The following is a 20,827-nucleotide window of genomic DNA, read 5'->3' on the forward strand; positions in this document are numbered from 1 at the left end:
GGGACGACAGATACATGATTTCCCGAATCGTTCATTTCTCGCTGCACCAGAAGCTGTTCGTCTGGCTCGGCCTCATTATTTTCGTCGCCGGCGGCCTGGCCGCCTTCAAGAACCTGCCAATCGAGGCGTTTCCCGATGTGTCGGACATCCAGGTCAACGTGATCACGTTGTACCCGGGCCGCGCCGCGGAGGAAGTGGAACGTCAGGTCACGATTCCCATCGAAACGGCGCTGGCCGGTACGCCGAATTCCGTGCGCGTGTTCTCGCACACGCAGTTCGGCCTGTCGTTCATGATGGTGACGTTCAACGACAAGGCCACGGACGTGACCGCGCGCCAGCAGATCATCGAGCGCCTGCGCGCCGTTGACCTGCCCGATGGCGTGCAGCCCGAACTGGCGCCGCTCTCTACGGCCATCGGCGAAATCTTCCGCTTCCGTCTGGCCGGCAAGGGCTATACGCCGCAGGAACTGCGCACGCTGCAGGACTGGGTCGTGGAGAAGAACCTGCGTCAGGTGCCGGGTGTGGCGGACGTGGTGACCATCGGCGGATCGGTGCGCCAATACGAGGTGAATCCGAACCTTGGCCGCATGCGCGACGCCAAGATCTCGATGGCGCAATTGTTCACGGCGTTGCAGCGCGGCAACTCGAATGCGGGCGGCGGTGCTGTCACGTATGGCCGCCAGCAGTATCTGCTGCGTTCGCTGGGCAGTTTCCGTACTTCGGCGGATATCGCCAACGTGGTGGTGGCCGAGAACAACGGCACGCCGATTCTGGTGAAGGACATCGCCGAGGTGCGCGTAGGTGCTGCGCCGCCGCAGGGTTTGATGGGCCAGGATGACGAGGACAATATCGTGTCCGGCATCGTGGTGATGCGCAAGGGCGAGAACCCGTCGGTGGTGCTGGAGGCGCTCAAGCAGAAGATCGAACTGCTCGACTCGCAGATCTTGCCCAAGGGCGTGAAGATCGTGCCGTACTACGACCGCTCCACGCTGATCGACAAGACGCTGCACACGGTATTCGGCAACCTGGTGGAAGGTGCCCTGCTGGTGATGGCCGTGCTGTACCTGTTCCTGGCGAACGTGCGCGCGGCGGCCATCGTGGCGCTGGTGATTCCGCTGTCGCTGCTCTCGACGTTTATCGGCCTGACGTGGGTTGGCATTCCCGCCAACCTGCTGTCGCTCGGCGCGATGGACTTCGGCATCATCGTCGACGGCGCGGTGATCGTCGTCGAGAACATCTTCAAGCGTCTGGGCGAACTGAAGGAACAGCAGATCAAGGACAGCCGTGCGCGCCTCGACGCCATCCTGCAGGCCACGACCGAAGTGGGGCGTCCTACCGTGTTCTCGATGGTGATCATCATCGCGGCGCACATTCCGATCTTCACGCTGCAGCGCCACGAGGGCAAGATCTTCGCGCCGATGGCCTACACGGTGACGGGCGCGCTGATCGGCTCGCTGATCCTGTCGCTGACCGTGGTGCCGCTGCTGTGCCACCTGCTGCTGAAGAAGAACATCGCGCACGAGGACAACTTCGTGGTGCGTCACTGCAAGCGGCTCTACGAGCCGATGCTGCGCTGGGCGCTCGACAACAAGAAGAAGGTGGTTGGTGTCGCGCTGGGCCTGCTGGTGGCCACGGTGGGTGTGGGCAAGTTCCTCGGCAGCGAATTCCTGCCCGAACTCGACGAGGGTTCGATGTGGGTCAGCTTCGACCTGCCGGCCTCGGTCTCCCTGACCGAAGCCCGCGAGCAGGCGCGCATGCTGCGTACCGTGATCCGCAAGACGCCCGAGGTGAACACCACGATCTCGAAGGTGGGCCGCCCGGACGATGGCACCGATCCCAAGCTGATCAACACCGTGGAAATCCTGGTGGACCTGAAGGGCGAGAAGCAGTGGCGCGATGGGTTCACCAAGCGCCGCATCATCGAGGAAATCAATCACAACCTGCGACAGTTGCCGGGCATCGAGCCGAACTTCTCGCAGCCGGTGCGCGACAACATTCTGGAGAGCATCTCGCAGATCAAGGGCCAGATCGTGATCAAGGTGCAGAGCGACAGCCTGGAACACAACAAGGCAGTGGCCGACCAGATCCTGGCCAACGTGCAGTCCGTGAAGGGCGTGATGCGCGCCTTCATCGACCGTGACGGGGAACTGCCGCAGTACGTGCTGGAATTCGATCGTGCCCAGGCCGCCCGTTATGGCATCAACGTGGCCGATGTGCAGGACCTGATGGAGAGCGCACTGGCCGGCAAGGCTGCCACCGAATTGTGGGAGGGCGAGAAGCACTTCAGTGTAGTGATCCGCCTGAAGCCGAACGAGCGCGAACTACCGAACCTGCCGAACATCTTCATGCAGACCGCCGAAGGCGCGCAGGTGCCGTTGTCGCAACTGGTGACGTTCCGCACGGCGTCTGGTGCCATGAACATCAGCCGCGAGAACGGCCAGCGCACCACGTCGATCGGCATCTTCATCCACGACCGCGACATGGGTAGCGTGGTGAAAGACATGCAGGCGCTGGTGAAGAAGAACGTCAATGCCGAGGATGTGAAGATCAGCTGGTCGGGCGAGTTCGAGAATCAGGAACGCGCGATGGCACGTCTGTCGATCGTGGTGCCGCTGTCGGTGCTGGTGATCTTCCTGCTGCTGTTCAACGCGTTCCAGTCGTTCAAGAGCGCGGCGCTGATCATCTCGAACATTCCGTTCGCGTTGATCGGTGGCGTGTTCGCGCTGTTCCTGACGGGTATTCCGCTGTCGGTGTCGGCGGCCATCGGCTTCATCGCGCTGTTCGGGCAGGCCGTGCTGAACGGCGTGGTGATGGTGACGTACTTCAATCAGCTTCGCGGTGAAGGGCTGTCCGTGCGGCAGGCCGTGCTGACCGGTTCGATGGATCGCCTGCGCACCGTGCTGATGACCGCGATGCTCGCCATGCTGGGTCTGTTCCCGATGGCCGTCTCGCGTGCGATTGGTTCGGAAACACAGCGCCCGCTGGCCATCGTCATCATCGGCGGCCTGATCACGGCCACGATGCTGACGCTGATCGTGTTGCCTACGCTCTACGAGTGGATGGTGGGCCGTAACTGGCCCGACGAGGAAGCGGAACCGGAAAACGGCAACCGCCTGTCGGATTCCGTGGCGGGTTGATTCAACGCACCAGCGCCGGGATGCGCAAGCCGCCCGGCGCGATGGCTTGCGCAGCCAGCGTGCAAACCGCCAGCGTGCCGGTGAGCAGGCCCAGCGCCGACGAGGTCTGCGCATGCGAGGAGAACCCGGCCGCGAATGCGTAGGCGGCCATCTTCAGATGGTGGGCGTCACGGTGGCTGTGTTGGGGGCGGGTCATGGCTCGCTGCCTTGCTAACGGTTAGTTGGGTTCAATTGGTTTGAAGGGTGGTGGCCAGGGCTTCGGCGTGGCTGTTGCCTTTCGTCCTCTGCTGCGCTGTCCATGTGCAGCACTATACCGACGGGCTCCCCGCCCAAAGTCGGCTATCGGTGTCATAGTCATTCAAATTTATTAAACGCCCGGTGCGGAGGCATCTCGATACGGCCTTGTATCGATAAAGCGACAAACAGACAGGAATGACTGCAAATAGAAATAATTCTCAATTAGTATGCGACCCTTCCTTCTCCTGACTGCGGGTTTTCCCGCATCCTGCCGCATTCGATGTCTTTCCGCCGCCGTCCTCTCGCTATTGCAGCCCGCACGCTGGTTGCCGCTTCATTCACGCTGCCCGTCGTGCCTGTCATGGCCGCCGAGGAGCCAGTAGCCGATAACGTGACTTCGCTGCCCGCCGTCACGGTCAAGGCCGCGACCGATCCGTATGTCGATGTCGGTTTCGCCACGCGCCGTCCGGCCGGCGTCACCAAGTCCAACGAGGCGGTGGCCGACACACCGCAGTCAATCACCGTGATCACGCGCGACCTGATGGACAGCCAGCAGTCGCAGAACCTGAGTGACGTGCTGCAGAACTCGGCGGGGGTATCGACCAATACCTACGGCCGTCGCGGATGGGACGACTTCATCATCCGCGGCCAGCGGGCGTCGGAATCGCTGTTCGCGGATGGCCTGCTCGTCGACACGAACAACCGCGTGGCGCAGGAAGTGTTCGGCATGGAGCGCGTCGAAGTCTTCAAGGGTCCGGCCTCGGTGCTGTTCGGCGCGGTGCAGCCGGGTGGCCTGGTCAACATGGTGACCAAGCGGCCGCGTCCGGAATTGTTCGGCGAGTTGGGTCTGACCGTGGGCAACTATGGACTCCGGCAGGTCACCGCCGACGTGGGCACGCCGCTCAAGCCCGACAGCAAGGCGGCCTTCCGCCTGACCGCGCTGGCCATGGATAGCGACGATCCCACTGACTACGTGTGGTATCGCAACCGCTATGTGGCGCCGTCGCTGACGCTGGACTTTGGCGAGCGTACGGATTTCACGATTCTCGCCAGCCACAACGAGCGCCACTATATTCGCCAGCAGGGCCTGCCGGTCAATGGCACGCTGGTGTCGAACATCAACGGCGTGGTGCCGAACTCGCGCTTCATCGGCGAGCCGAATGCCACGCCGTATGACGGCGAGCAGAACCGGATTGGATACGCGCTGACGCACCGCTTCGATTCGGGCTGGACGGTCAACCAGAACCTGCGTTACCAGACGTCGTCGCTGACGGGGATGTTCGTCACGGCGGGTGCAATGGCGGTAAACAGCCAGACGATGGCGCGCAGCGGTACGCAGCAGAGCTTCAAGGGCGATAGCTTTGGCGTGGATACCAACGTTCAGAAGACGTTCGCGTTCGCCAGCCATCAGCACAGCCTGACATTTGGTATCGATTATCGGCACACCAATGAGGATCGCCTCCAGAAGACGTGCCGCGTGGCGTCACTCAACGTGTACAACCCGGTGTATGGCGCGGCGATCAACTGCCCGACCAACTTCAGCACCGACTCCAACGACACGCTCAATGCGCTGGGCCTCTATGCGCGCGACCAGGTCCGCGTGGCCGATCGCTGGACGCTGACCGGCGGCCTGCGCTACGAATCGGCGCGCACCGCATCGCGCAACCATCTGACCAACTCACGCGTCGATACCGATGACAACGCGGTCTCCGGCAGTGCCGCAGTCATGTACGACCTCACGCACTGGGCGCGACCCTATGTGAGTTTCGCCACGTCTTTCCTGCCCAACGCGGGCACCGACGTGAGCGGCAACTCGTTCAAGCCCGAGAAAGGCCGGCAGTACGAAGTGGGTGTGAAATTCGATACGCCGGGCAAGGCCGGACTGGTGACACTGGCGGCGTTCGACCTGACTCGCCGCAATGTGCTGAGCAGCGATCCGATCAACACAGGGTTCAGCGTCGCCGTGGGCGAACAGCGCAGCCGAGGTTTCGAGTTCGAGGTGATGCAGGACTTCGGCAATGGCCTCAGCGTGACCGGTGCCTATGCGTATATCGCGAGCGAAGTCACGGACGATACGACTGCTGCGAACGTCGGCAAGTCACTGAACGCCGTGCCTCGCCACAGCTTCTCGGTGTGGAGCCAGTACCGTTTCCGCGGTGCACTGGCCGGCTGGTTCGTCGGCGCAGGCGTGCGGGGCGAGAGCGCCAAGCGCGGCTACAGCTTCAACTACACGGTGCCGGGATACGCCGTGGCCGACCTCGGCTTCGGCTATACCGCCCGGCACTGGCGTGCAGCGTTCAACGTCAAGAACGTGTTCGACAAGGCTTACTACGCGGGCGGGCTGAACAACAATGTGCTGCCAGTTGGCAACCCGCGCGTGGCGATGCTCAATGTCGTGCTGAACTACTAAGCGCGTTCAGCGGTCAGTCGTCGTTCAGTCGTGATAGCCGCGACTGGACGGCCGGCAGAGCAGGGCGCCAAGCAGGAAGCCGATGCCGAGCGCCATGCCGACGGCACGCACCGGCTGCTGGTGGACGTATTCCGTCACGCACTCCTGTCCGCGTGCGTAGCTATCGGTCACCGACGACTTGATCGACGCCAGCTTGTCCGAGCCTTGCGATGCCTTGGTCAGGAACGTCTGCTTGGCGGACTCGATGGCGTCGCCCGTCAGGTTGGGCAGCTTGGCCAGCAGGTCGTCCAGGTCCTGTGCCAGCTGCCGGGAGTCGGCCCGCAGGCGTTGCTGCGGGTCCGACGGATTGATGTCATTGGGATCGTACGGATCGTTGGGCATGGGACCTCCACTGTGGTCAGGTTGAATCCACCCCCTGCGCACGTTCCGTACCAGCGCGCGCTGCAAGTCCGCGCGGGCGCCTTCACGCTGGCGCGACGTTGCGCACGCCAAAAACTTACCGGTGCTTGTAACTTTGACCCGCAAGCGCACGTATGGTCACTGGCGCACTACCTGTGCTACAACGACATGCCTCCGCTACCTGCTCAACCATGGAAACCACCGGGTCCGCCACTCTGATCGGCGACATTGAACGCGATGCCATCTACCGCGTGATTGCGTTGCGGCGCGACTGCCGTCACTTCACACCCGGGCCGCGGCTTCCCGACGCGCAGTTGGAGCGGCTTCTGCATGCCGCGAACCAGGCACCCTCGGTGGGCCTGATGCAACCGTGGCGATTCATGCGCCTGAGCACGCCGGAATGGCGTACACGCCTCGCCCCGCTCGTGGAGGCAGAGCGGCAGGCCACGGCGCAGGCCCTTGGCGAACGCGCCGGGGAATTTCTTCGGCTCAAGGTCGAAGGCATCCGCGACTGTGCCGAACTGCTCGCCGTCATCCTCGCGCCCGACGACGGCACGGTCTTCGGCCGCCGCAGCATGCCGCGCGAAATGGCATGGGCTTCCGCCGCCTGCGCTGTGCAAAACCTCTGGCTCGCCGCCCGCGCAGAGAATCTCGGCCTCGGCTGGGTTTCGATGTTCGATCCCGATGCCCTCGCGCAAGAACTGGCGCTCCCTGACGGAGCTACACCGTTCGGGCTGCTATGCATCGGGCCGGTCCCCGCGTTCTACGACGCACCCATGCTGGAACAGGAAGGCTGGCGCCAGCGCCGCCCGCTGGGCGAGATGCTGTGGGAGCCATCGGTGCGCGACGCCGATTGAGATGGATGTTGCGTGGCCCGGCGGCCACGTCCGACCTTGAACCGAATAAAAAGATGAAACGCGTTCGCAGTATCCTCCTGCTCCTGGTCTTTTTCTTTACCAGCCAGACTTACGCCACACCGGGCCAGCCATTATCGGCACAGGGCTGGCAGCGCCAGGTCGTCACGTTCTCCGTCGCCCTGTACTACCTGTCGCCGCCATCGGCAGACCCGGCCAGGGCCGCGCGATCGCTGGCCGCAGACCCAAGGTTCGCGATGCAGGTTGTGGAGAAGCCCGGCAAGGCCGCGTATGACACAGCCTTGCTGCACATCGTCGATAGTCGGAACGTCGCGCGTGATTCCGCGCCGCCTTCGCTCGAATCGCTTCGATACTTTGGACGGGGCCTGACGCGGGAACAAGCGCAGGCACTGCAGAAGGCACCACGCGCCGTCTTCCTGACGTTCGCGCATCCGGGCAGTCAGGCCATCACCCGCTTGCGACGCGCCGAAGCGTTTGTCGCGGAACTGGTGCGGCAAGGGCAGGCGATTATCTGGGATGAGGAAACACGCGAGGCATTCACGCCTCAGGTATGGGAATCGTCCCGACTGCAGTCATGGGAGGCCGATACCCCCGACGTTGCACGCCAGATCGTCTATCACGCGTACAACAATGACGGCCAGACGCGCGTGATCTCTCTCGGCATGGCAAAGTTCGGCCTTCCCGATCTGGTGATCAACGATACGGTGTGGTCGTTGAATACCCCATTGGGCACCGCCATGAGCAGCGTGGGGCAGCAGTTGGTGGAAAGCGGACCGGCCAATGACAAGGGCCTGCTCGAATTCAGGATCTCGGGATTCCGCCACGCTGGGGCACGCAAGCGTCTACGCGAAAGCGTTCTCGCTGGTGGTAGCGGACAAGGTCGCGTGCGTCTGCTGGAAGCACCGGCGGAAGAAGGCGACCCGGACAATACGCTCGTCGCCCTGCATTTCGATACCTATCCAGGCAGCGGCACAACCGAACGCCAAACCAATTTCGTCAAGGCAGTGTTCAGCGCAAAACCCGATGAAGTGATCGGCGTGCGTCCCAACAACGCATTGCGCGAGGCAAGCGAGCGTGCGCGTCTGCAACTCCCCGCACTTCAGAAAGCGTTTCAGCGTGGCTTGTCGCCTGGTGAACTGCTGCTGGTCAAGGCGCCGTTTGCCACGACAGACGACAGACGGGAATTCATGTGGGTCGAGGTGATGGAATGGAAGGGCGAGCGAATCAAGGGAATGCTACGCAGCGAGCCACGTTTTGTCCCCAGCCTGAAAGCAGGGCAGATCGTGGATATCCAACAGGCGGAAGTCTTCGACTATCTGCACCGCTGGCCCGATGGCCGCACCGAAGGCAACGAAACCGCGAAACTACTGAAGTAGGAGACCGCCATGACCTTCCAGGATCAACCTTCTTACATCATCCGCATGCGGTGACGCTTGGGTCAGGGCATGATTGCCCGCGAGGCAGCGCCATAAAAAAGCCCGGCAAAACGCCGGGCTGCAGTACTACCAGATGTGTTCAGGTCGAATGTTGAAATCGCATCAATCGGCCTGGATGCCAAACTCCTTCACCAGCTTTGCATAGCGCGCGTAGTCCGTGGCGATCAGCTTTTGCAGCACGGCGGGCTCACCACCGACTGGCGTCACGGCGATGGTTGCCATGCGGGCCACCACGTCGGGCTGCTTGAGAATCTCGTTCACGTGAGTGTTCAGCGTGCGAACGATGTCCTGCGGCAGATTCTTGGGGCCCAGCAGCGCCTGCCACGCGCCGATTTCCACATCCTTGTAGCCGAGTTCCGCCAGCGTAGGCACGTTCGGTGCGAACGGCGAGCGCTTGGTGTCCGCCACGGCCAGCGGCAGCAGCGTGCCGTTGCCGACGTATTGCGCCACGGCGCCGTATGTGACGTAGGTCATCGGCACCTGTCCGCCGAGCACGTCGACGATGGCGGGTGCGGTGCCTCGGTAGGGCACCTGCGACAGCTTGACGTTGGCGGACTTGTTGAACAGTTCACCCATGATGTGCATGGGTGATCCGTTGCCCGGCGTGGCGTAGGTTTCCACCTTGCCAGCCTTGGCGCGCGCCACGAGGTCGCTCATCTTGGCGATGCCGCTGTTCTTGTTCACCACGACGAACAGCGATTGCGTGCCGAGTTCGGCGATGGGCGTGAGGTCGTTCATCACGTCGTAGGTGGCGCCGGTGCCGGCCTTCAGCACGAGCGGTGCAATCGACACGGTGTTCGGTGCCAGCAGCAGCGTGTAGCCATCGGCGGCGGCGCGGGCCACGTAGGCGCTGCCGATGGTGCCGGCTGCGCCCGTGCGGTTTTCTACAACGACGGATTGCTTGAGACGGGACGAGAGTTTCTCGGCCATCAAGCGGGCCAGTACATCGGTATCGCCGCCGGCCGGGTAGGCCACGACGATGGTGATCGGCTTGTTCGGATAGCCGTTCTGCGCCATGGCGGGCGCAGTGCCGAGCAGGGCAGCGGTGCCGACGGCAGCGCCGATGGCGGCGATGACGATGCGGCGGAGCGTAAATCGGTTCATGTGGCTCTCCTGCTTAGAAAACGTGCTTGACGCCGACCATGGCGCCAAACTGCTGGCCGCCCGGCTTGGTGTTGGCACCGGCCGATGCACCGCTGACGGACAGCGTCAGGTTGCCATCGTTGTTGATGTAGCCAGCGGTGGCGTACACGGCGGTGCGCTTGCTGAAGTTGTACATGCCGCGGACGGCGTACAGCATCGATTTGTTGTCGCTGTTCTGGTAGTTCAGGTAATAGACCTGGCCGGACAGCGTGAAGGCGGGCGTGAGATCGTGGGCCACACCTACGTAGTAAAGCTCGGAGAGCGGCGTGGCGCTGGCCTGATTCTCGCGGCGGATCACGCCGGCACCGATCTTGGTCTTGTCGAGCAGCACATAACCGGACAGCGAGGCGCGATCGTCGCGCAGGCTGCTGCTGGTCAGGCCGCCGAATGCACCGGGGCCACCGCGTTGCGAGTCGTACGCGGCATAGACGCCCCACGTCTTGGTATCCCAGCCGACCATGGCGGACCACTCGCGGCACTGGCTCTTGTCTGCCGGGTTCTCGCCCGCGCAGTTGGTGCCCGCAGGACTCGGCCCCGCGTTGGCCACATCACGGCCAAAGCTGTACGTGGCACCCACCTGCAGGCCGCCGAAGCTGCCCTTGTACGCGATGGAGTTGTCGGCGCGCGTATTGGGAATGTAGCTGTCGAGCGAGCCGGAGCCAAAGGCGTTGGGCCCGAGGATGTCCGGATCGAGCACGGCCCAGAAGAGCATCGTGTACTGGCGGCCGAACGAGACCTGGCCGTACTTGTTCGATTGCAGGCCCACCAATGCCTGACGACCGAAGAGGCGACCGCCCTGGTTGGCCGTGCCGGAATCGGGAGCGAAGCCGCCTTCGAGCACGAAGATGCTCTTGAGACCGTTGCCGAGATCTTCGGACCCGCGCATGCCCCAGCGTGACGGCACCGTGCCGGTCAGCGTATTCATGCGCACCACGCTGTTTCCCGCGGTGCCAACGTTGTTGACGTACTCGACACCGGTGTCCACCACGCCATACATGGTGACGGACGATTGGGCAGTGGCCAGCACGGGCGCGGTGGCGAGCAGGGCTGCCGCGTATGTTGCGATCTTCATCTACCGTTTCCTTCTCTAGTCTTGTGGGCTCGTGGGACGTTTCCGGAGGCAACGGTATGGGGGCTGCCATGTCGTCCTGTGTCGCTTTACTGTTTCATTAGTAAAACAATGAACTACATAGGAAACGTTCGAACGAAATATAGACACGGTCGGCAAGGACGTAGATCAGGGCGAACCCTAGTGAGGCTTGGCGTGGACGCCGATGTGGATAGCGCAGGCCATCCTCTCGTGGGGACACGATCCGGATGGGGGTGGTGCATGCCGCACCGTCGCTGCGCAAGGGATGGACGCGTGGTTCGGTGCGATCGCCATCCGCGCCACTGGTGGTGGGGATCGGCGGCGAATCGGATGTTTTCCCTGTTGTGGGGCGTGGCCATGCGCTCGGAACCGGCTGCTAGGGGAGCCCCGGATTCGACGCTGCGATCTCCCTGTTTACCCTGATGCCGCGGACAGGAATTACGGGCCTATAGTCGAGAGGTTTTATTTGCGAATCTCTATTTCATATATGGAACAAAACGCGCCCAATACGACATATCGCGCCGATACCGGCCAGCAGCCTGATTTGCTGGCCGTGCTCGATACCCATTTCGCCGAGCGCGAAGTCTTGGTGGGCAATGACGCCACGCGCGTGGCGTGTCGGATCGGCGGCACACGGGGTCCGGTTGTCGTGCTGCTGCATGGCATCAGCTCCGGTGCGGCATCGTGGCTGCCGTGCGCGAGTCTGCTGGCTGCTGGCGCGCGAGTCATTGCGTGGGATGCTCCGGGCTACGGCCGGTCCACGCCGTTACCGATGCCGAATCCCACCGCCCGTGACTATGCGTTGCGACTCGAGCAACTGCTGGGCGCGCTGAAAGTCCGTCCCGACCTGATCGTCGGACATTCGCTTGGCGCATTGATGGCATCCGCCTACGCCGCGCATGCACCGAACGATATGCAGCCCGGACGTTTCCTGTTGCTGAGTCCGGCGTTGGGATACGGTGCGGCAGGCAATGAAGAAAAGTCTCAAGCGGTGGCGCAGCAGCGCATCGATGCACTGGAATCGCTCGGCGTGGAAGGTCTCGCGCAACGCGGTCCCACGCGCCTGCTGAGTCCGGCGGCCACCGCCGACGCGCAAGCATGGGTGCGATGGAACATGGCGCGGCTCAATCCCGATGGCTATCGCCAGGCCGTGGCGCTGCTGTGTGGCGATGATATCCATCGCTATCTCGATCAACGCCAGGTGCCGGTCGAGATTGGCTGCGGCAGCGAGGATGTGGTGACCACGCCGGTTGCATCGTCCGCACTTGCCGACCGCTTTGCATTGCCGTTCCACGCCATCGCCGATGCAGGTCACGCCTGCTATATCGAGCAACCTCAAGCCGTCGCACGGGTGGTGCGCGCAGCACTGCCTCCCCTCTGAGTTTCTTCGCCGTCACGAACGCTGGCCGACTATCGGTCGGCGTCTTCTTCGTCACGGGTTAACCCCAGTCTATTTTTAAAGCGTCGTTGTCTATAGTCGTACCTGTGTTCAATATTTAAACTCGTGTTTCATAGGTAAAACGCAGAGAGCGCGAAGACCTTCGAACGCGACAGCCGATTGAGCCAGCCGTCCCACACAAAGCAAAGCCATGGAGCAAAGCGCAATGGAAAGCCTCGCGTACAACCCGAACCTGGTGCCCTGGGAGCGTCCCGCACCCAACAACGTGGCCGGCAAGGGTCATATCGAGAAGCCCGGCCATGTTCAGAACATCGTCTGGCAAACGCGCGCCGCCGCACCCACCGCCTATGAGAACGCGCTGGGCGATGCGCTCGAAGCCGCCTTCGAAGGCGGTGCGAAATCTCCGGAAGACATCGTGCGTGCATTCAACCGTGCGAATTTTCTGAGTGCGGACGGCCAGCCATGGACCGAAGCCGCCTTCCTCTCCGAAATGCGCCGCCTGGGCGCCTGACCGGCCCAGCCAACGCAGCGACATACAAGCGAGAGCACAGACATGGAATCGAACAAGCAAGCACGCGCCGAAGCGCGACTGAACAGCGGCCTGCGCAACTACTGGTATCCGGTGGTGGCGTCGTGGCAAGTGGGCGCGGCACCCATCGGCATCACGCGCCTGAGCCAGAACATCGTGGTGTGGCGTGACAGCGAGGGCCGCGTCAGCGCACTGGAAGACCGTTGCCCGCACCGTGGCGCGCGTCTGTCGATGGGCTGGAACCTCGGCGACCGCGTGGCCTGCTGGTATCACGGCGTGGAAGTGGGTGGCGACGGCCAGGTCAAGAGCGTACCGGCCGTGGACAACTGCCCGCTCGAAGGCCGCACCTGCGTGCGCAGCTATCCGGTGCAAGAGCTGGCCGGTGCGATCTTCCTGTGGTTCGGCGACCGCGCACCGACGGATGCCGACGCCCTGCAACTGCCCGAGGAACTGGTCAGCGACGAACACAGCAACTTCCTGTGCGTGGCGCACTGGAATTGCAACTACCGCTACGCCATCGACAACGTGATGGACCCGATGCACGGCGCCTACCTGCATGCGGTGTCGCACTCGATGGCCAGCGGCGAGAAGTCGGCGGTGATGCAGGTCGTGGAAACGGATCACGGTCTGGTCTTCGAGAAGACCGGCCAGCGCGGCGTGAACTTCGACTGGGTCGAGTTTGGCGAGACCGGCACGATGTGGCTGCGTCTGTCGATTCCGTATCGCGACAAGGCTGGCCCCGGCGGTCCGTTCGGCATCGTTGGTATTGCCACGCCGGTCGATGAAGAACACTGCATGGTGTACTTCTGGCGTACCCGTCATGTGCAGGGCTGGGAGCGCGACGTGTGGCGCTTCCTGTATCGCAATCGTCTGGAAGGTCTGCACTGGGACGTGCTGGAGCAGGACCGCGTGGTACTCGAATCGATGGCCCCGCAGGCTCGCGATCACGAAATGCTCTATGCGCACGATGCCGGCATCACGCGCGTGCGCCGTTTGTTGAAGCGTCGCGCCGATGCCGAGGTGGCAGACGAACCGGTGGCGATGCTGCAACCGGTGTCCGGAGCCGCGACCCATGCCTGATTTCTCGAACGCGTCGAAGGTCAATCTGCTGGCCGGCCGTCGTGTGCTCGTCACCGGTGCCGCACGCGGACTGGGCCTGGCGTTTGCCACGGCGATTGCCGAAGCGGGCGGTCGCGTCGCGATGGCCGACATCCTTGCGGATCGCGTCAACGAATCGGCCGCCGCACTGAAAGCGCGCGGATTCGATGTGGTGGCATTGCAGTTGGACCTCAACGACCCCGCGTCGGTGCAAGCCTGTGCCGATGCCGCAGTCGAGGCGCTTGGCGGTCTCGATGGTCTCGTGAACAACGGGGCGGTCACCGATTCCGGTGGCCGTGACCTGACGGGTCTGGAGGTGGCCACGTGGGATCGCGTGATGAACGTGAATGTGCGCGGCACCTGGCTGATGACGGCGGCCTGCACGCCAGCGCTGCGCGCCAGCGGACGCGGTGCCGTGATCAATCTCGCATCGGACACGCCGCTGTGGGGCGCACCGAACCTGCTGGCCTATGTGGCAAGCAAGGGCGCGATCATCGCCATGACCCGCTCGCTGGCGCGTGAACTCGGCGACGGCAACGTCACGGTCAACGCCGTGGCGCCGGGCCTGACGCTGGTGGAAGCCACCGAGTACGTGCCGCAGCATCGCCACGACCTGTATCGCAACCAGCGCGCCATCCAGCGCGAACAAGTACCCGATGACGTCAGCGGCGCCGTGCTGTTCGCGCTGTCCGACCTCGCCCGTTTCGTGACCGGCCAGACGCTGGCGGTCAACGGCGGCTTTGTCATGCACTGAAACCAGAGAATCCGAGGAATCCAAATGAGCGATCTGTCGCAACAGCAAAACATCAAGCGCACGTGGGAACAACCCGAGGGCGCATCGTTCGACCAGTGGATGGAATCGCGCGTGGCGCGCTTCAGCACCCGCCGCTATGACTGGGACGCCCTGAAGTTCCAGGCCGACTACGACCCCAAGTATCGCCGTGCGCAGATGCGCTATCTCGGTACGGGCGGCACGGGCGTGTCTACCGACACCAACACGGTGCCGTCGGAGCACTTCACATTCTCGACCATGATCATCCCGGCCGGTCATGAAGGCCCGTCGCACCTGCACACCGACGTGGAAGAAGTGTTCTTCATCCTGCGCGGCAAGATCAAGCTGATTCTGGAAAAAGACGGCGAGCGCTTCGAGACGATCCTGACGGACCGCGATCTCGTGTCGGTGCCGCCGGGCGTGTATCGCGAAGAAATCAATATCGGCGAGGAAGACGCGCTGATGTGCGTGATGCTCGGCGCCAAGAAGCCCATCACGCCGACGTATCCGCCCGAGCACCCGCTGACCAAGGTCAAGCGTTAAGCCGCTCGATCACGCGATAGAGACAGAAGAAGCCGACCCCACATCATGAGCGCCAATCCATCCGCTGTTGCCGACATCGAGGTTGCAGCATCGACGCCAGAGGACAACCTGGAACGCTACATCGTTCCGGGCCTGGAACGCGGCCTGCGTCTGCTGGCCGAGTTCAGTGCGCGCGATCGTGTGCTGTCCGCAGCGGACCTGTCGCGCCGACTCGATGTGCCGCGCTCCACGGTGTTCCGCCTGCTGGCCACGCTGGAATCCACGGGCTATGTGGAGCGTGCCGATGGTGGCCGCGAATACCGGCTGGGGCTCGCGGTGCTGCGGCTCGGCTTCGACTATCTCGCTTCGCTGGAACTGACCGAACTGGGCGCGCCGCTGTTGAACCGTCTGCGCGACGACATCGAATACCCGTGCAACCTCGTGGTACGCGATGGCCGCTCGGTGGTGTACGTGGCCAAGGCTGCGGCATCGCGTCCGTTTGCGAGCAACGTCAACGTCGGCGCGCGCCTGCCCGCGCATGCCACGGTACTGGGTCACGTCTTGCTGGAAGACCTGAGCATCGCGCAATTGCGCGAGCTGTATCCGGAAGCGCAGTTGCAGGTCTATTCGGACAACACGCCACGCACCGTGGAAGCCCTGTTCGCACTGGTGCAACAAGTGCAGCAGCGCGGTTATGACCTGCAGGAAGGCTTCTTCGAAACCAGCATCTCCACGATTGCTGCGCCGGTGCGTGATCGCACGGGCAAGGTCGTGGCGGCGCTGGGCACGACTGTGCCTGCGTCGCGACTGCCCGCAGAAGAGTTGCAGGGCATGACAGACAAGGTGAGGGAATCGGCGGGCGAGCTGTCGCGCCTGCTGGGCTATCGGGCACATCGCCACGCAAAGGCGATGCAGACCCGGGTCGTATCGATGGTCCGAGACTAGAAAAGGGAAGGGGACGATGTCCATGATTGAACTCGATGGCAAGGTTGCCGTCGTCACCGGTGGGTCCTCCGGCATCGGACTCGCCACGGTCGAGTTGCTGCTGGAAGCGGGTGCTGCCGTTGCGATGTGTGGCCGCGATGAGGCACGCCTGCGCAGCGCAGAAGCCGCACTGCGCGAACGCTTCGCAGGCTGCAAGCTGTACGCGGCACCGTGCGACGTACTGAAGCCCGAACAGGTCAACGCATTCGCCGCCGACGTGGCGCGCGAGTTCGGACCCGTGGACATGCTCGTCAACAACGCCGGCCAGGGCCGCGTGTCGACGTTCGCCACCACAGAGGACACCGCATGGGTTGAAGAACTGCAACTCAAGTTCTTCTCGGTGATTCACCCGACGCGTGCTTTCCTGCCGCAGCTCGAACAGTCCAGGCAGGGTGCAGTGGTGTGCGTGAACTCGCTGCTCGCTACGCAGCCGGAGCCGCATATGGTGGCCACATCGGCGGCACGCGCTGGCGTACACAACCTGGTGCGCTCGCTCGCAACGGAGTTTGCGCCGAAGGGCGTGCGCGTGAACGGCATCCTGATCGGTCTGGTGGAATCGGGCCAGTGGCGCCGCCGCTTCGAAGCGCGTCCGCAGGAAGACCAACACCTGGACTGGGCCGCATGGACCGCGCGCCTCGCCAAACAGAAACACATTCAACTGGGCCGTCTTGGCCTGCCGCAGGAAGCCGCCCGCGCCATCCTGTTCCTTGCCTCGCCGTTGTCTTCGTACACCACGGGCAGCCATATCGATATTTCCGGAGGACTCTCCCGTCATGCGTAACGAGCAACAACAAGTCACCGTGGGCTGCGCCATTGCAGCCTTCCTGGAGCAGTGCGGCGTCAAGGTCGCCTTCGGCGTGATCTCGATCCACAACATGCCCATCCTCGATGCGATGGGCGAGCGCGGCAAGATCCGCTTCGTTCCCGCACGCGGCGAAGCAGGCGGCACGAACATGGCCGATGCGTACGCACGCACCACGGGCAGCCTCGGCGTATGCCTGACGAGTACGGGCACTGCCGCTGGCAATGCCGCCGGCGCGATGGTCGAAGCGCTGACCGCAGGCACGCCGATGCTGCACATCACGGGCCAGATCGAAACGCCGTACCTGGACCAGAGCCTCGCTTACATCCACGAAGCACCGGACCAGCTCACGATGCTGAAGGCCGTGTCTAAGGCTGCGTTCCGCATCCGCAGCGCCGACACCGCCATCTCCACGATCAAACTGGCCGTGCAGACCGCACTGACCGCGCCGACCGGCCCCGTCAGCGTGGAGATTCCCATCGACATCCAGGCCGCACTGATCCCGATGCCGAGCGACCTCAAGCCGTTGCCGGTGCCTGTGCACCAACCGTCGGCGCATGCACTCGACGCACTGGCCGAACGACTGATCAAAGCCAAGCGTCCGATGTTGTGGCTCGGTGGTGGCGCCCGTCATGCCAGCAAGCAGGTCAAGCGTCTGATGGACATGGGCTTTGGCGTGGTGACGTCCACGCAGGGTCGCGGCATCGTGGCGGAAGACGATCCCCGTTCGCTGGGTGCGTACAACCTGCACAAGCCCGTGGAGACGTTCTATCAGACGTGCGATGCGATGGTTGTGGTGGGTTCGCGTCTGCGTGGCAATGAAACGCTGAAGTACGAATTGAAGCTGCCGCGTCCGCTGCTGCGTATCGACGCAGATCCGGCATCGGAAGGCCGCTGCTACCAGAGCGATTACTTCGTCAGTGGCGATGCCGCGCTCGCACTCGACGGTCTGGCTGATCGCCTCGCAGGCCGCATGCAGATTGACGCCACGTTTGCCGATGATCTGCGCCGCGCGCATGACGTGGCCGTCGGTGCACTGGTCGATGGACTCGGTCCGTACAGCGCGCTGGTGCAGGCGCTGCAGCAATCCGTGGGCCGCAACTTCAACTGGGTGCGCGACGTCACGGTGTCGAACAGCACCTGGGGCAATCGTCATCTGCAGATCTTCGATTCGCGTGCAGGCGTGCATGCACTGGGCGGTGGTATCGGCCAGGGCCTGGCGATGGGTATCGGCGCGGCAGTGGGTGCTGCGGCCACGGTGTCGGGCAAGAAGACGTTCATGCTGGCTGGCGACGGTGGCTTCATCCTGAACCTCGGTGAACTGGCAACGGCTGTGCAGGAACGCGCCGACATGGTCATCGTGCTGATGAACGACAAAGGCTACGGCGTGATCAAGAACATCCAGGACGCGCAGTACGGCGGCCGCCGCCACTATGTCGATCTGCATACGCCCGACTATGCACAACTGTGCCAGTCGCTGGCGCTGCGCCATCGCCGCGTGAGCAGCCTGGCCGATGTGGGTGCCGCACTGGAAGAAGCCACGATCGAGCCGGGTCCGTTCATGCTGGAAATCGACATGCTGTCGATCGGCACGTTCAAGACCGTGTTTGCCGGCCCGCCGGTCAACAAGCAGGCCGAGATGGCGAACACCGCCGCGCTGGCCTGAGGAGAAACGTCCATGCTGCATGTGTCGATGGTGGGTTGCGGGGCGATTGGCCGCGGCGTGCTGGAGTTGCTGAAGGCTGACCGCGATGTCGTGTTCGATGTGGTGATCGTGCCCGAAGGCACGATGGACGAGGCGCGTGGTGCGCTGTCTGCCCTCGCGCCCAACGCGCGCGTGGCCACGCGGCTCGCCGATGGGGCGCGTCCGGATCTGCTCGTCGAATGCGCAGGACACCGCGCGCTGGAAGAGCACATCATCCCGGCGCTCGAACGCGGCATTCCGTGCATGGTGGTGTCGGTCGGCGCACTCTCCGAACCGGGCGTGGCCGAACGGCTGGAAGCGGCGGCACGGCGTGGCAACACGCAGGTGCAACTGCTGTCCGGTGCCATCGGTGCCATCGACGCATTGGCCGCTGCGCGAGTCGGCGGGCTGGACGAGGTGATCTACACGGGTCGCAAGCCGGCCCGCGCATGGCAAGGCACGCCGGCGGCGGACCTGTTCGATCTGGAAGGGCTGACGGAGCCGACCGTGATCTTCGAAGGCACGGCACGCGATGCGGCGCGCCTGTATCCGAAGAATGCGAACGTGGCGGCTACGGTATCGCTGGCCGGGCTGGGTCTGGATCGCACATCGGTGAAGCTGCTGGCAGACCCGTCCGCAGTGGAGAACGTGCACCACGTGGAAGCACGCGGCGCATTCGGTGGCTTCGAACTGACGATGCGCGGCAAGCCGCTGGCGGCGAACCCCAAGACGTCCGCACTGACCGTGTTCAGCGTGGTCCGCGCACTCGGCAACCGCGCGCACGCGGTGTCGATCTGATCCGATAACGAGATTTACCGAGACTTCCTCATGACGACGCAACAAGTCCTTCCAATCTGCATCGCCGGCGAATGGCGCCTGGGCACGGGAGACCGCTATGCCACGCGCTATCCCGCCACGGGCGAGGTCGTGGCCGAACTCAACGCGGCCAGCCTGGCCGATGTGGAGGAAGCCATCGAGGGTGCGTGGCGTGCCTTCCGTACCAGTGGCTGGGCACAGCGCAAGCCGCATGAGCGCGCCGCCGTGCTGTATCGCGTGGCCGACCTGATTCGCGCGAAGTCCGAGGCACTGGCCCAGCGACAGCGCCTGGATAACGGCAAGCCCATCAGCGAAACGCGCGCACTGGTAGCCAGCGCCGCCAGCACGTTCCAGTTCTTCGGTGCGGCACTCGAAACGTTGGAAGAGCAGATCACGCCGCAGCGTGGCGACTGCCTGACGATGAGCGTGTACGAACCGATGGGCGTGGTGGCCGCCATTACGCCATGGAACTCGCCGATTGCGAGCGAAGCACAGAAGATGGCGCCCGCGCTGGCGGCGGGCAACGCGGTGATCGTCAAGCCTGCGGAAGTCACGCCGCTGATGGCGCTGGAACTGGCACTGATCTGCGAGGAAGCTGGCGTGCCGAAGGGCCTGATCAGCGTGCTGCCGGGCAAGGGCTCGGTCATCGGCGATGCGATTACCAAGCATCCGCGCGTGAGCCGTGTGTCGTTCACGGGCGGCACCACCACGGGCAAGCACATCGCCCATATCGCCGCCGACAAGATGATGCCGGTGTCGCTGGAACTGGGTGGCAAGTCGCCGACCATGGTCTTCGACGATGCCGATCTCGATCATGCGGTGAATGGTGTGCTGTACGGCATCTTCAGTTCGTCGGGCGAATCGTGCATCGCGGGTTCGCGTCTGTTTGTGGCGCGTTCGCAGTACGAGGCGTTCATCGACCGTCTGGCCGCCGGTGCCGCAAAGCTGCGCGTGGGCGATCCCGCCGATGAACGCACGCAAATGGGGCCGCTGATTACCGATCGGCACCGCGACAGCATCGAATCGTATGTGGCAGCGGGCGTGGCCGAAGGCGGCCAGTTGCGTACGGGTGGCGTGCGTCCCGAAGTGGCGGGCTTGTCAAACGGTTACTTCTATCGCCCGACCATCATCGAAGGCCTCGATAACAATGCGCGTATCTGCCAGGAAGAGATTTTCGGGCCGGTGCTGGTGGCGATGCCGTTCGATGACGAAGACGATCTGATCGAACAGGCCAACGACAGTGTGTATGCGCTGGCGGCGGGCATCTGGACGCGCGACTACAAGCGCGCATGGCGCGTGGCACGATCCGTGCAAGCCGGTAACGTATGGATCAACACGTACAAGCAGTTCTCGATCTCGACCCCGTTCGGCGGCTGGCGGGACAGCGGCCTGGGTCGCGAGAAGGGACGGCTGGGCATCCTGCAGTACATGGAACAAAAGAGCGTGTACTGGGGCCTGAACGAACAACCGCTGCCGTGGGCCGGCAACTGAGCC

General features: G+C 63.6%; 18 protein-coding genes. 14 read left to right on the plus strand and 4 right to left on the minus strand.

What is annotated here, in order from left to right:
* The first annotated feature begins 14 nt into the window (after positions 1–14).
* A complete protein-coding gene (locus GA566_RS27015; RefSeq protein WP_160474549.1) occupies positions 15–3,137 on the plus strand; it encodes an efflux RND transporter permease subunit in 3,123 nt (1,040 codons plus the stop codon).
* Position 3,138: 1 nt separating this feature from the next.
* Here GA566_RS27015 and GA566_RS27020 read toward each other — a convergent pair whose 3' ends face one another.
* The gene (locus GA566_RS27020) at positions 3,139–3,333 is read right to left on the minus strand and encodes a hypothetical protein (RefSeq protein ID WP_137926378.1); all 195 of its coding nucleotides are present in this window, start codon (positions 3,331–3,333) and stop codon (positions 3,139–3,141) included.
* Between the two features lie 321 nt (positions 3,334–3,654).
* Between GA566_RS27020 and GA566_RS27025 the strand changes: the two genes are divergently transcribed.
* Entirely contained in the window at positions 3,655–5,784 is a 2,130-nt protein-coding gene (locus GA566_RS27025; RefSeq protein ID WP_160474550.1) for a TonB-dependent siderophore receptor, read from the plus strand.
* 24 nt (positions 5,785–5,808) lie between these two features.
* On the opposite strand, the gene GA566_RS27030 is transcribed toward GA566_RS27025, so the two are convergent.
* Entirely contained in the window at positions 5,809–6,165 is a 357-nt protein-coding gene (locus GA566_RS27030) for a YqjD family protein (RefSeq protein WP_137926380.1), read from the minus strand.
* Positions 6,166–6,374: 209 nt separating this feature from the next.
* Between GA566_RS27030 and bluB the strand changes: the two genes are divergently transcribed.
* Together bluB and GA566_RS27040 are read left to right on the plus strand one after the other, a co-directional pair.
* On the plus strand, positions 6,375–7,040 hold the full coding sequence (gene bluB / locus GA566_RS27035; protein ID WP_137926381.1) for a 5,6-dimethylbenzimidazole synthase: 666 nt from the start codon (positions 6,375–6,377) through the stop codon (positions 7,038–7,040).
* Positions 7,041–7,093: 53 nt separating this feature from the next.
* Positions 7,094–8,434, plus strand: coding sequence for a DUF2314 domain-containing protein (locus tag GA566_RS27040; RefSeq protein WP_160474551.1), 1,341 nt, complete (start codon positions 7,094–7,096; stop codon positions 8,432–8,434).
* A gap of 162 nt (positions 8,435–8,596) precedes the next feature.
* Here the strand turns inward: GA566_RS27040 and GA566_RS27045 are convergent, their stop codons facing one another.
* Positions 8,597–9,598: a tripartite tricarboxylate transporter substrate binding protein gene (locus tag GA566_RS27045; RefSeq protein WP_137926383.1), complete on the minus strand. Its 1,002-nt coding sequence runs from the start codon at positions 9,596–9,598 to the stop codon at positions 8,597–8,599.
* A gap of 13 nt (positions 9,599–9,611) precedes the next feature.
* Positions 9,612–10,709, minus strand: a complete 1,098-nt coding sequence (locus GA566_RS27050) for a porin (protein WP_160474552.1) — start codon at positions 10,707–10,709, stop codon at positions 9,612–9,614.
* A 505-nt stretch (positions 10,710–11,214) separates the two neighbouring features.
* On the opposite strand from GA566_RS27050, the gene GA566_RS27055 reads away from it, so the two are divergent.
* The 10 genes from GA566_RS27055 to GA566_RS27100 all read left to right on the plus strand — a co-directional run bounded on the left by GA566_RS27055 (position 11,215) and on the right by GA566_RS27100 (position 20,824).
* Positions 11,215–12,108 (plus strand): alpha/beta fold hydrolase, encoded by an 894-nt coding sequence (locus GA566_RS27055; protein WP_160474553.1) that lies wholly within the window; start codon positions 11,215–11,217, stop codon positions 12,106–12,108.
* Between the two features lie 223 nt (positions 12,109–12,331).
* A complete protein-coding gene (locus tag GA566_RS27060; RefSeq protein WP_370459359.1) occupies positions 12,332–12,637 on the plus strand; it encodes a recombinase-like helix-turn-helix domain-containing protein in 306 nt (101 codons plus the stop codon).
* A 42-nt stretch (positions 12,638–12,679) separates the two neighbouring features.
* Positions 12,680–13,735 (plus strand): aromatic ring-hydroxylating dioxygenase subunit alpha, encoded by a 1,056-nt coding sequence (locus tag GA566_RS27065; protein ID WP_160474554.1) that lies wholly within the window; start codon positions 12,680–12,682, stop codon positions 13,733–13,735.
* The gene (locus GA566_RS27070; protein ID WP_160474555.1) at positions 13,728–14,507 is read left to right on the plus strand and encodes an SDR family oxidoreductase; all 780 of its coding nucleotides are present in this window, start codon (positions 13,728–13,730) and stop codon (positions 14,505–14,507) included. The genes GA566_RS27065 and GA566_RS27070 overlap by 8 nt, the downstream gene beginning before the upstream one ends.
* Positions 14,508–14,531: 24 nt before the next feature.
* Positions 14,532–15,068 carry a cupin domain-containing protein gene (locus tag GA566_RS27075; RefSeq protein WP_137926389.1) on the plus strand — a complete coding sequence of 179 codons (537 nt, stop codon included), beginning with the start codon at positions 14,532–14,534 and terminating at the stop codon, positions 15,066–15,068.
* Positions 15,069–15,113: 45 nt separating this feature from the next.
* A complete protein-coding gene (locus tag GA566_RS27080) occupies positions 15,114–15,992 on the plus strand; it encodes an IclR family transcriptional regulator (protein WP_160474556.1) in 879 nt (292 codons plus the stop codon).
* Between the two features lie 16 nt (positions 15,993–16,008).
* Positions 16,009–16,812, plus strand: coding sequence for an SDR family oxidoreductase (locus GA566_RS27085; RefSeq protein WP_160474557.1), 804 nt, complete (start codon positions 16,009–16,011; stop codon positions 16,810–16,812).
* Positions 16,805–18,499 (plus strand): thiamine pyrophosphate-binding protein, encoded by a 1,695-nt coding sequence (locus tag GA566_RS27090; protein ID WP_160474558.1) that lies wholly within the window; start codon positions 16,805–16,807, stop codon positions 18,497–18,499. The genes GA566_RS27085 and GA566_RS27090 overlap by 8 nt, the downstream gene beginning before the upstream one ends.
* Before the next feature lie 12 nt (positions 18,500–18,511).
* Positions 18,512–19,315 carry an aspartate dehydrogenase gene (locus GA566_RS27095; RefSeq protein WP_160474559.1) on the plus strand — a complete coding sequence of 268 codons (804 nt, stop codon included), beginning with the start codon at positions 18,512–18,514 and terminating at the stop codon, positions 19,313–19,315.
* Between the two features lie 30 nt (positions 19,316–19,345).
* On the plus strand, positions 19,346–20,824 hold the full coding sequence (locus tag GA566_RS27100) for an aldehyde dehydrogenase (RefSeq protein WP_160474560.1): 1,479 nt from the start codon (positions 19,346–19,348) through the stop codon (positions 20,822–20,824).
* Positions 20,825–20,827 lie beyond the last annotated feature (3 nt).

The sequence above is a fragment of the Cupriavidus sp. SW-Y-13 genome (genome assembly GCF_009793345.1).
GTDB lineage: Bacteria > Pseudomonadota > Gammaproteobacteria > Burkholderiales > Burkholderiaceae > Cupriavidus.

Coding starts and splice junctions, on each gene's coding strand:
- GA566_RS27015 (WP_160474549.1), top strand. CDS start 15: ATGATTTCCCGAATCGTTCATTTCTCGCTGCACCAGAAGCTGTTCGTC.
- GA566_RS27020 (WP_137926378.1), bottom strand. CDS start 3,333: ATGACCCGCCCCCAACACAGCCACCGTGACGCCCACCATCTGAAGATG.
- GA566_RS27025 (WP_160474550.1), top strand. CDS start 3,655: ATGTCTTTCCGCCGCCGTCCTCTCGCTATTGCAGCCCGCACGCTGGTT.
- GA566_RS27030 (WP_137926380.1), bottom strand. CDS start 6,165: ATGCCCAACGATCCGTACGATCCCAATGACATCAATCCGTCGGACCCG.
- bluB (WP_137926381.1), top strand. CDS start 6,375: ATGGAAACCACCGGGTCCGCCACTCTGATCGGCGACATTGAACGCGAT.
- GA566_RS27040 (WP_160474551.1), top strand. CDS start 7,094: ATGAAACGCGTTCGCAGTATCCTCCTGCTCCTGGTCTTTTTCTTTACC.
- GA566_RS27045 (WP_137926383.1), bottom strand. CDS start 9,598: ATGAACCGATTTACGCTCCGCCGCATCGTCATCGCCGCCATCGGCGCT.
- GA566_RS27050 (WP_160474552.1), bottom strand. CDS start 10,709: ATGAAGATCGCAACATACGCGGCAGCCCTGCTCGCCACCGCGCCCGTG.
- GA566_RS27055 (WP_160474553.1), top strand. CDS start 11,215: ATGGAACAAAACGCGCCCAATACGACATATCGCGCCGATACCGGCCAG.
- GA566_RS27060 (WP_370459359.1), top strand. CDS start 12,332: ATGGAAAGCCTCGCGTACAACCCGAACCTGGTGCCCTGGGAGCGTCCC.
- GA566_RS27065 (WP_160474554.1), top strand. CDS start 12,680: ATGGAATCGAACAAGCAAGCACGCGCCGAAGCGCGACTGAACAGCGGC.
- GA566_RS27070 (WP_160474555.1), top strand. CDS start 13,728: ATGCCTGATTTCTCGAACGCGTCGAAGGTCAATCTGCTGGCCGGCCGT.
- GA566_RS27075 (WP_137926389.1), top strand. CDS start 14,532: ATGAGCGATCTGTCGCAACAGCAAAACATCAAGCGCACGTGGGAACAA.
- GA566_RS27080 (WP_160474556.1), top strand. CDS start 15,114: ATGAGCGCCAATCCATCCGCTGTTGCCGACATCGAGGTTGCAGCATCG.
- GA566_RS27085 (WP_160474557.1), top strand. CDS start 16,009: ATGTCCATGATTGAACTCGATGGCAAGGTTGCCGTCGTCACCGGTGGG.
- GA566_RS27090 (WP_160474558.1), top strand. CDS start 16,805: ATGCGTAACGAGCAACAACAAGTCACCGTGGGCTGCGCCATTGCAGCC.
- GA566_RS27095 (WP_160474559.1), top strand. CDS start 18,512: ATGCTGCATGTGTCGATGGTGGGTTGCGGGGCGATTGGCCGCGGCGTG.
- GA566_RS27100 (WP_160474560.1), top strand. CDS start 19,346: ATGACGACGCAACAAGTCCTTCCAATCTGCATCGCCGGCGAATGGCGC.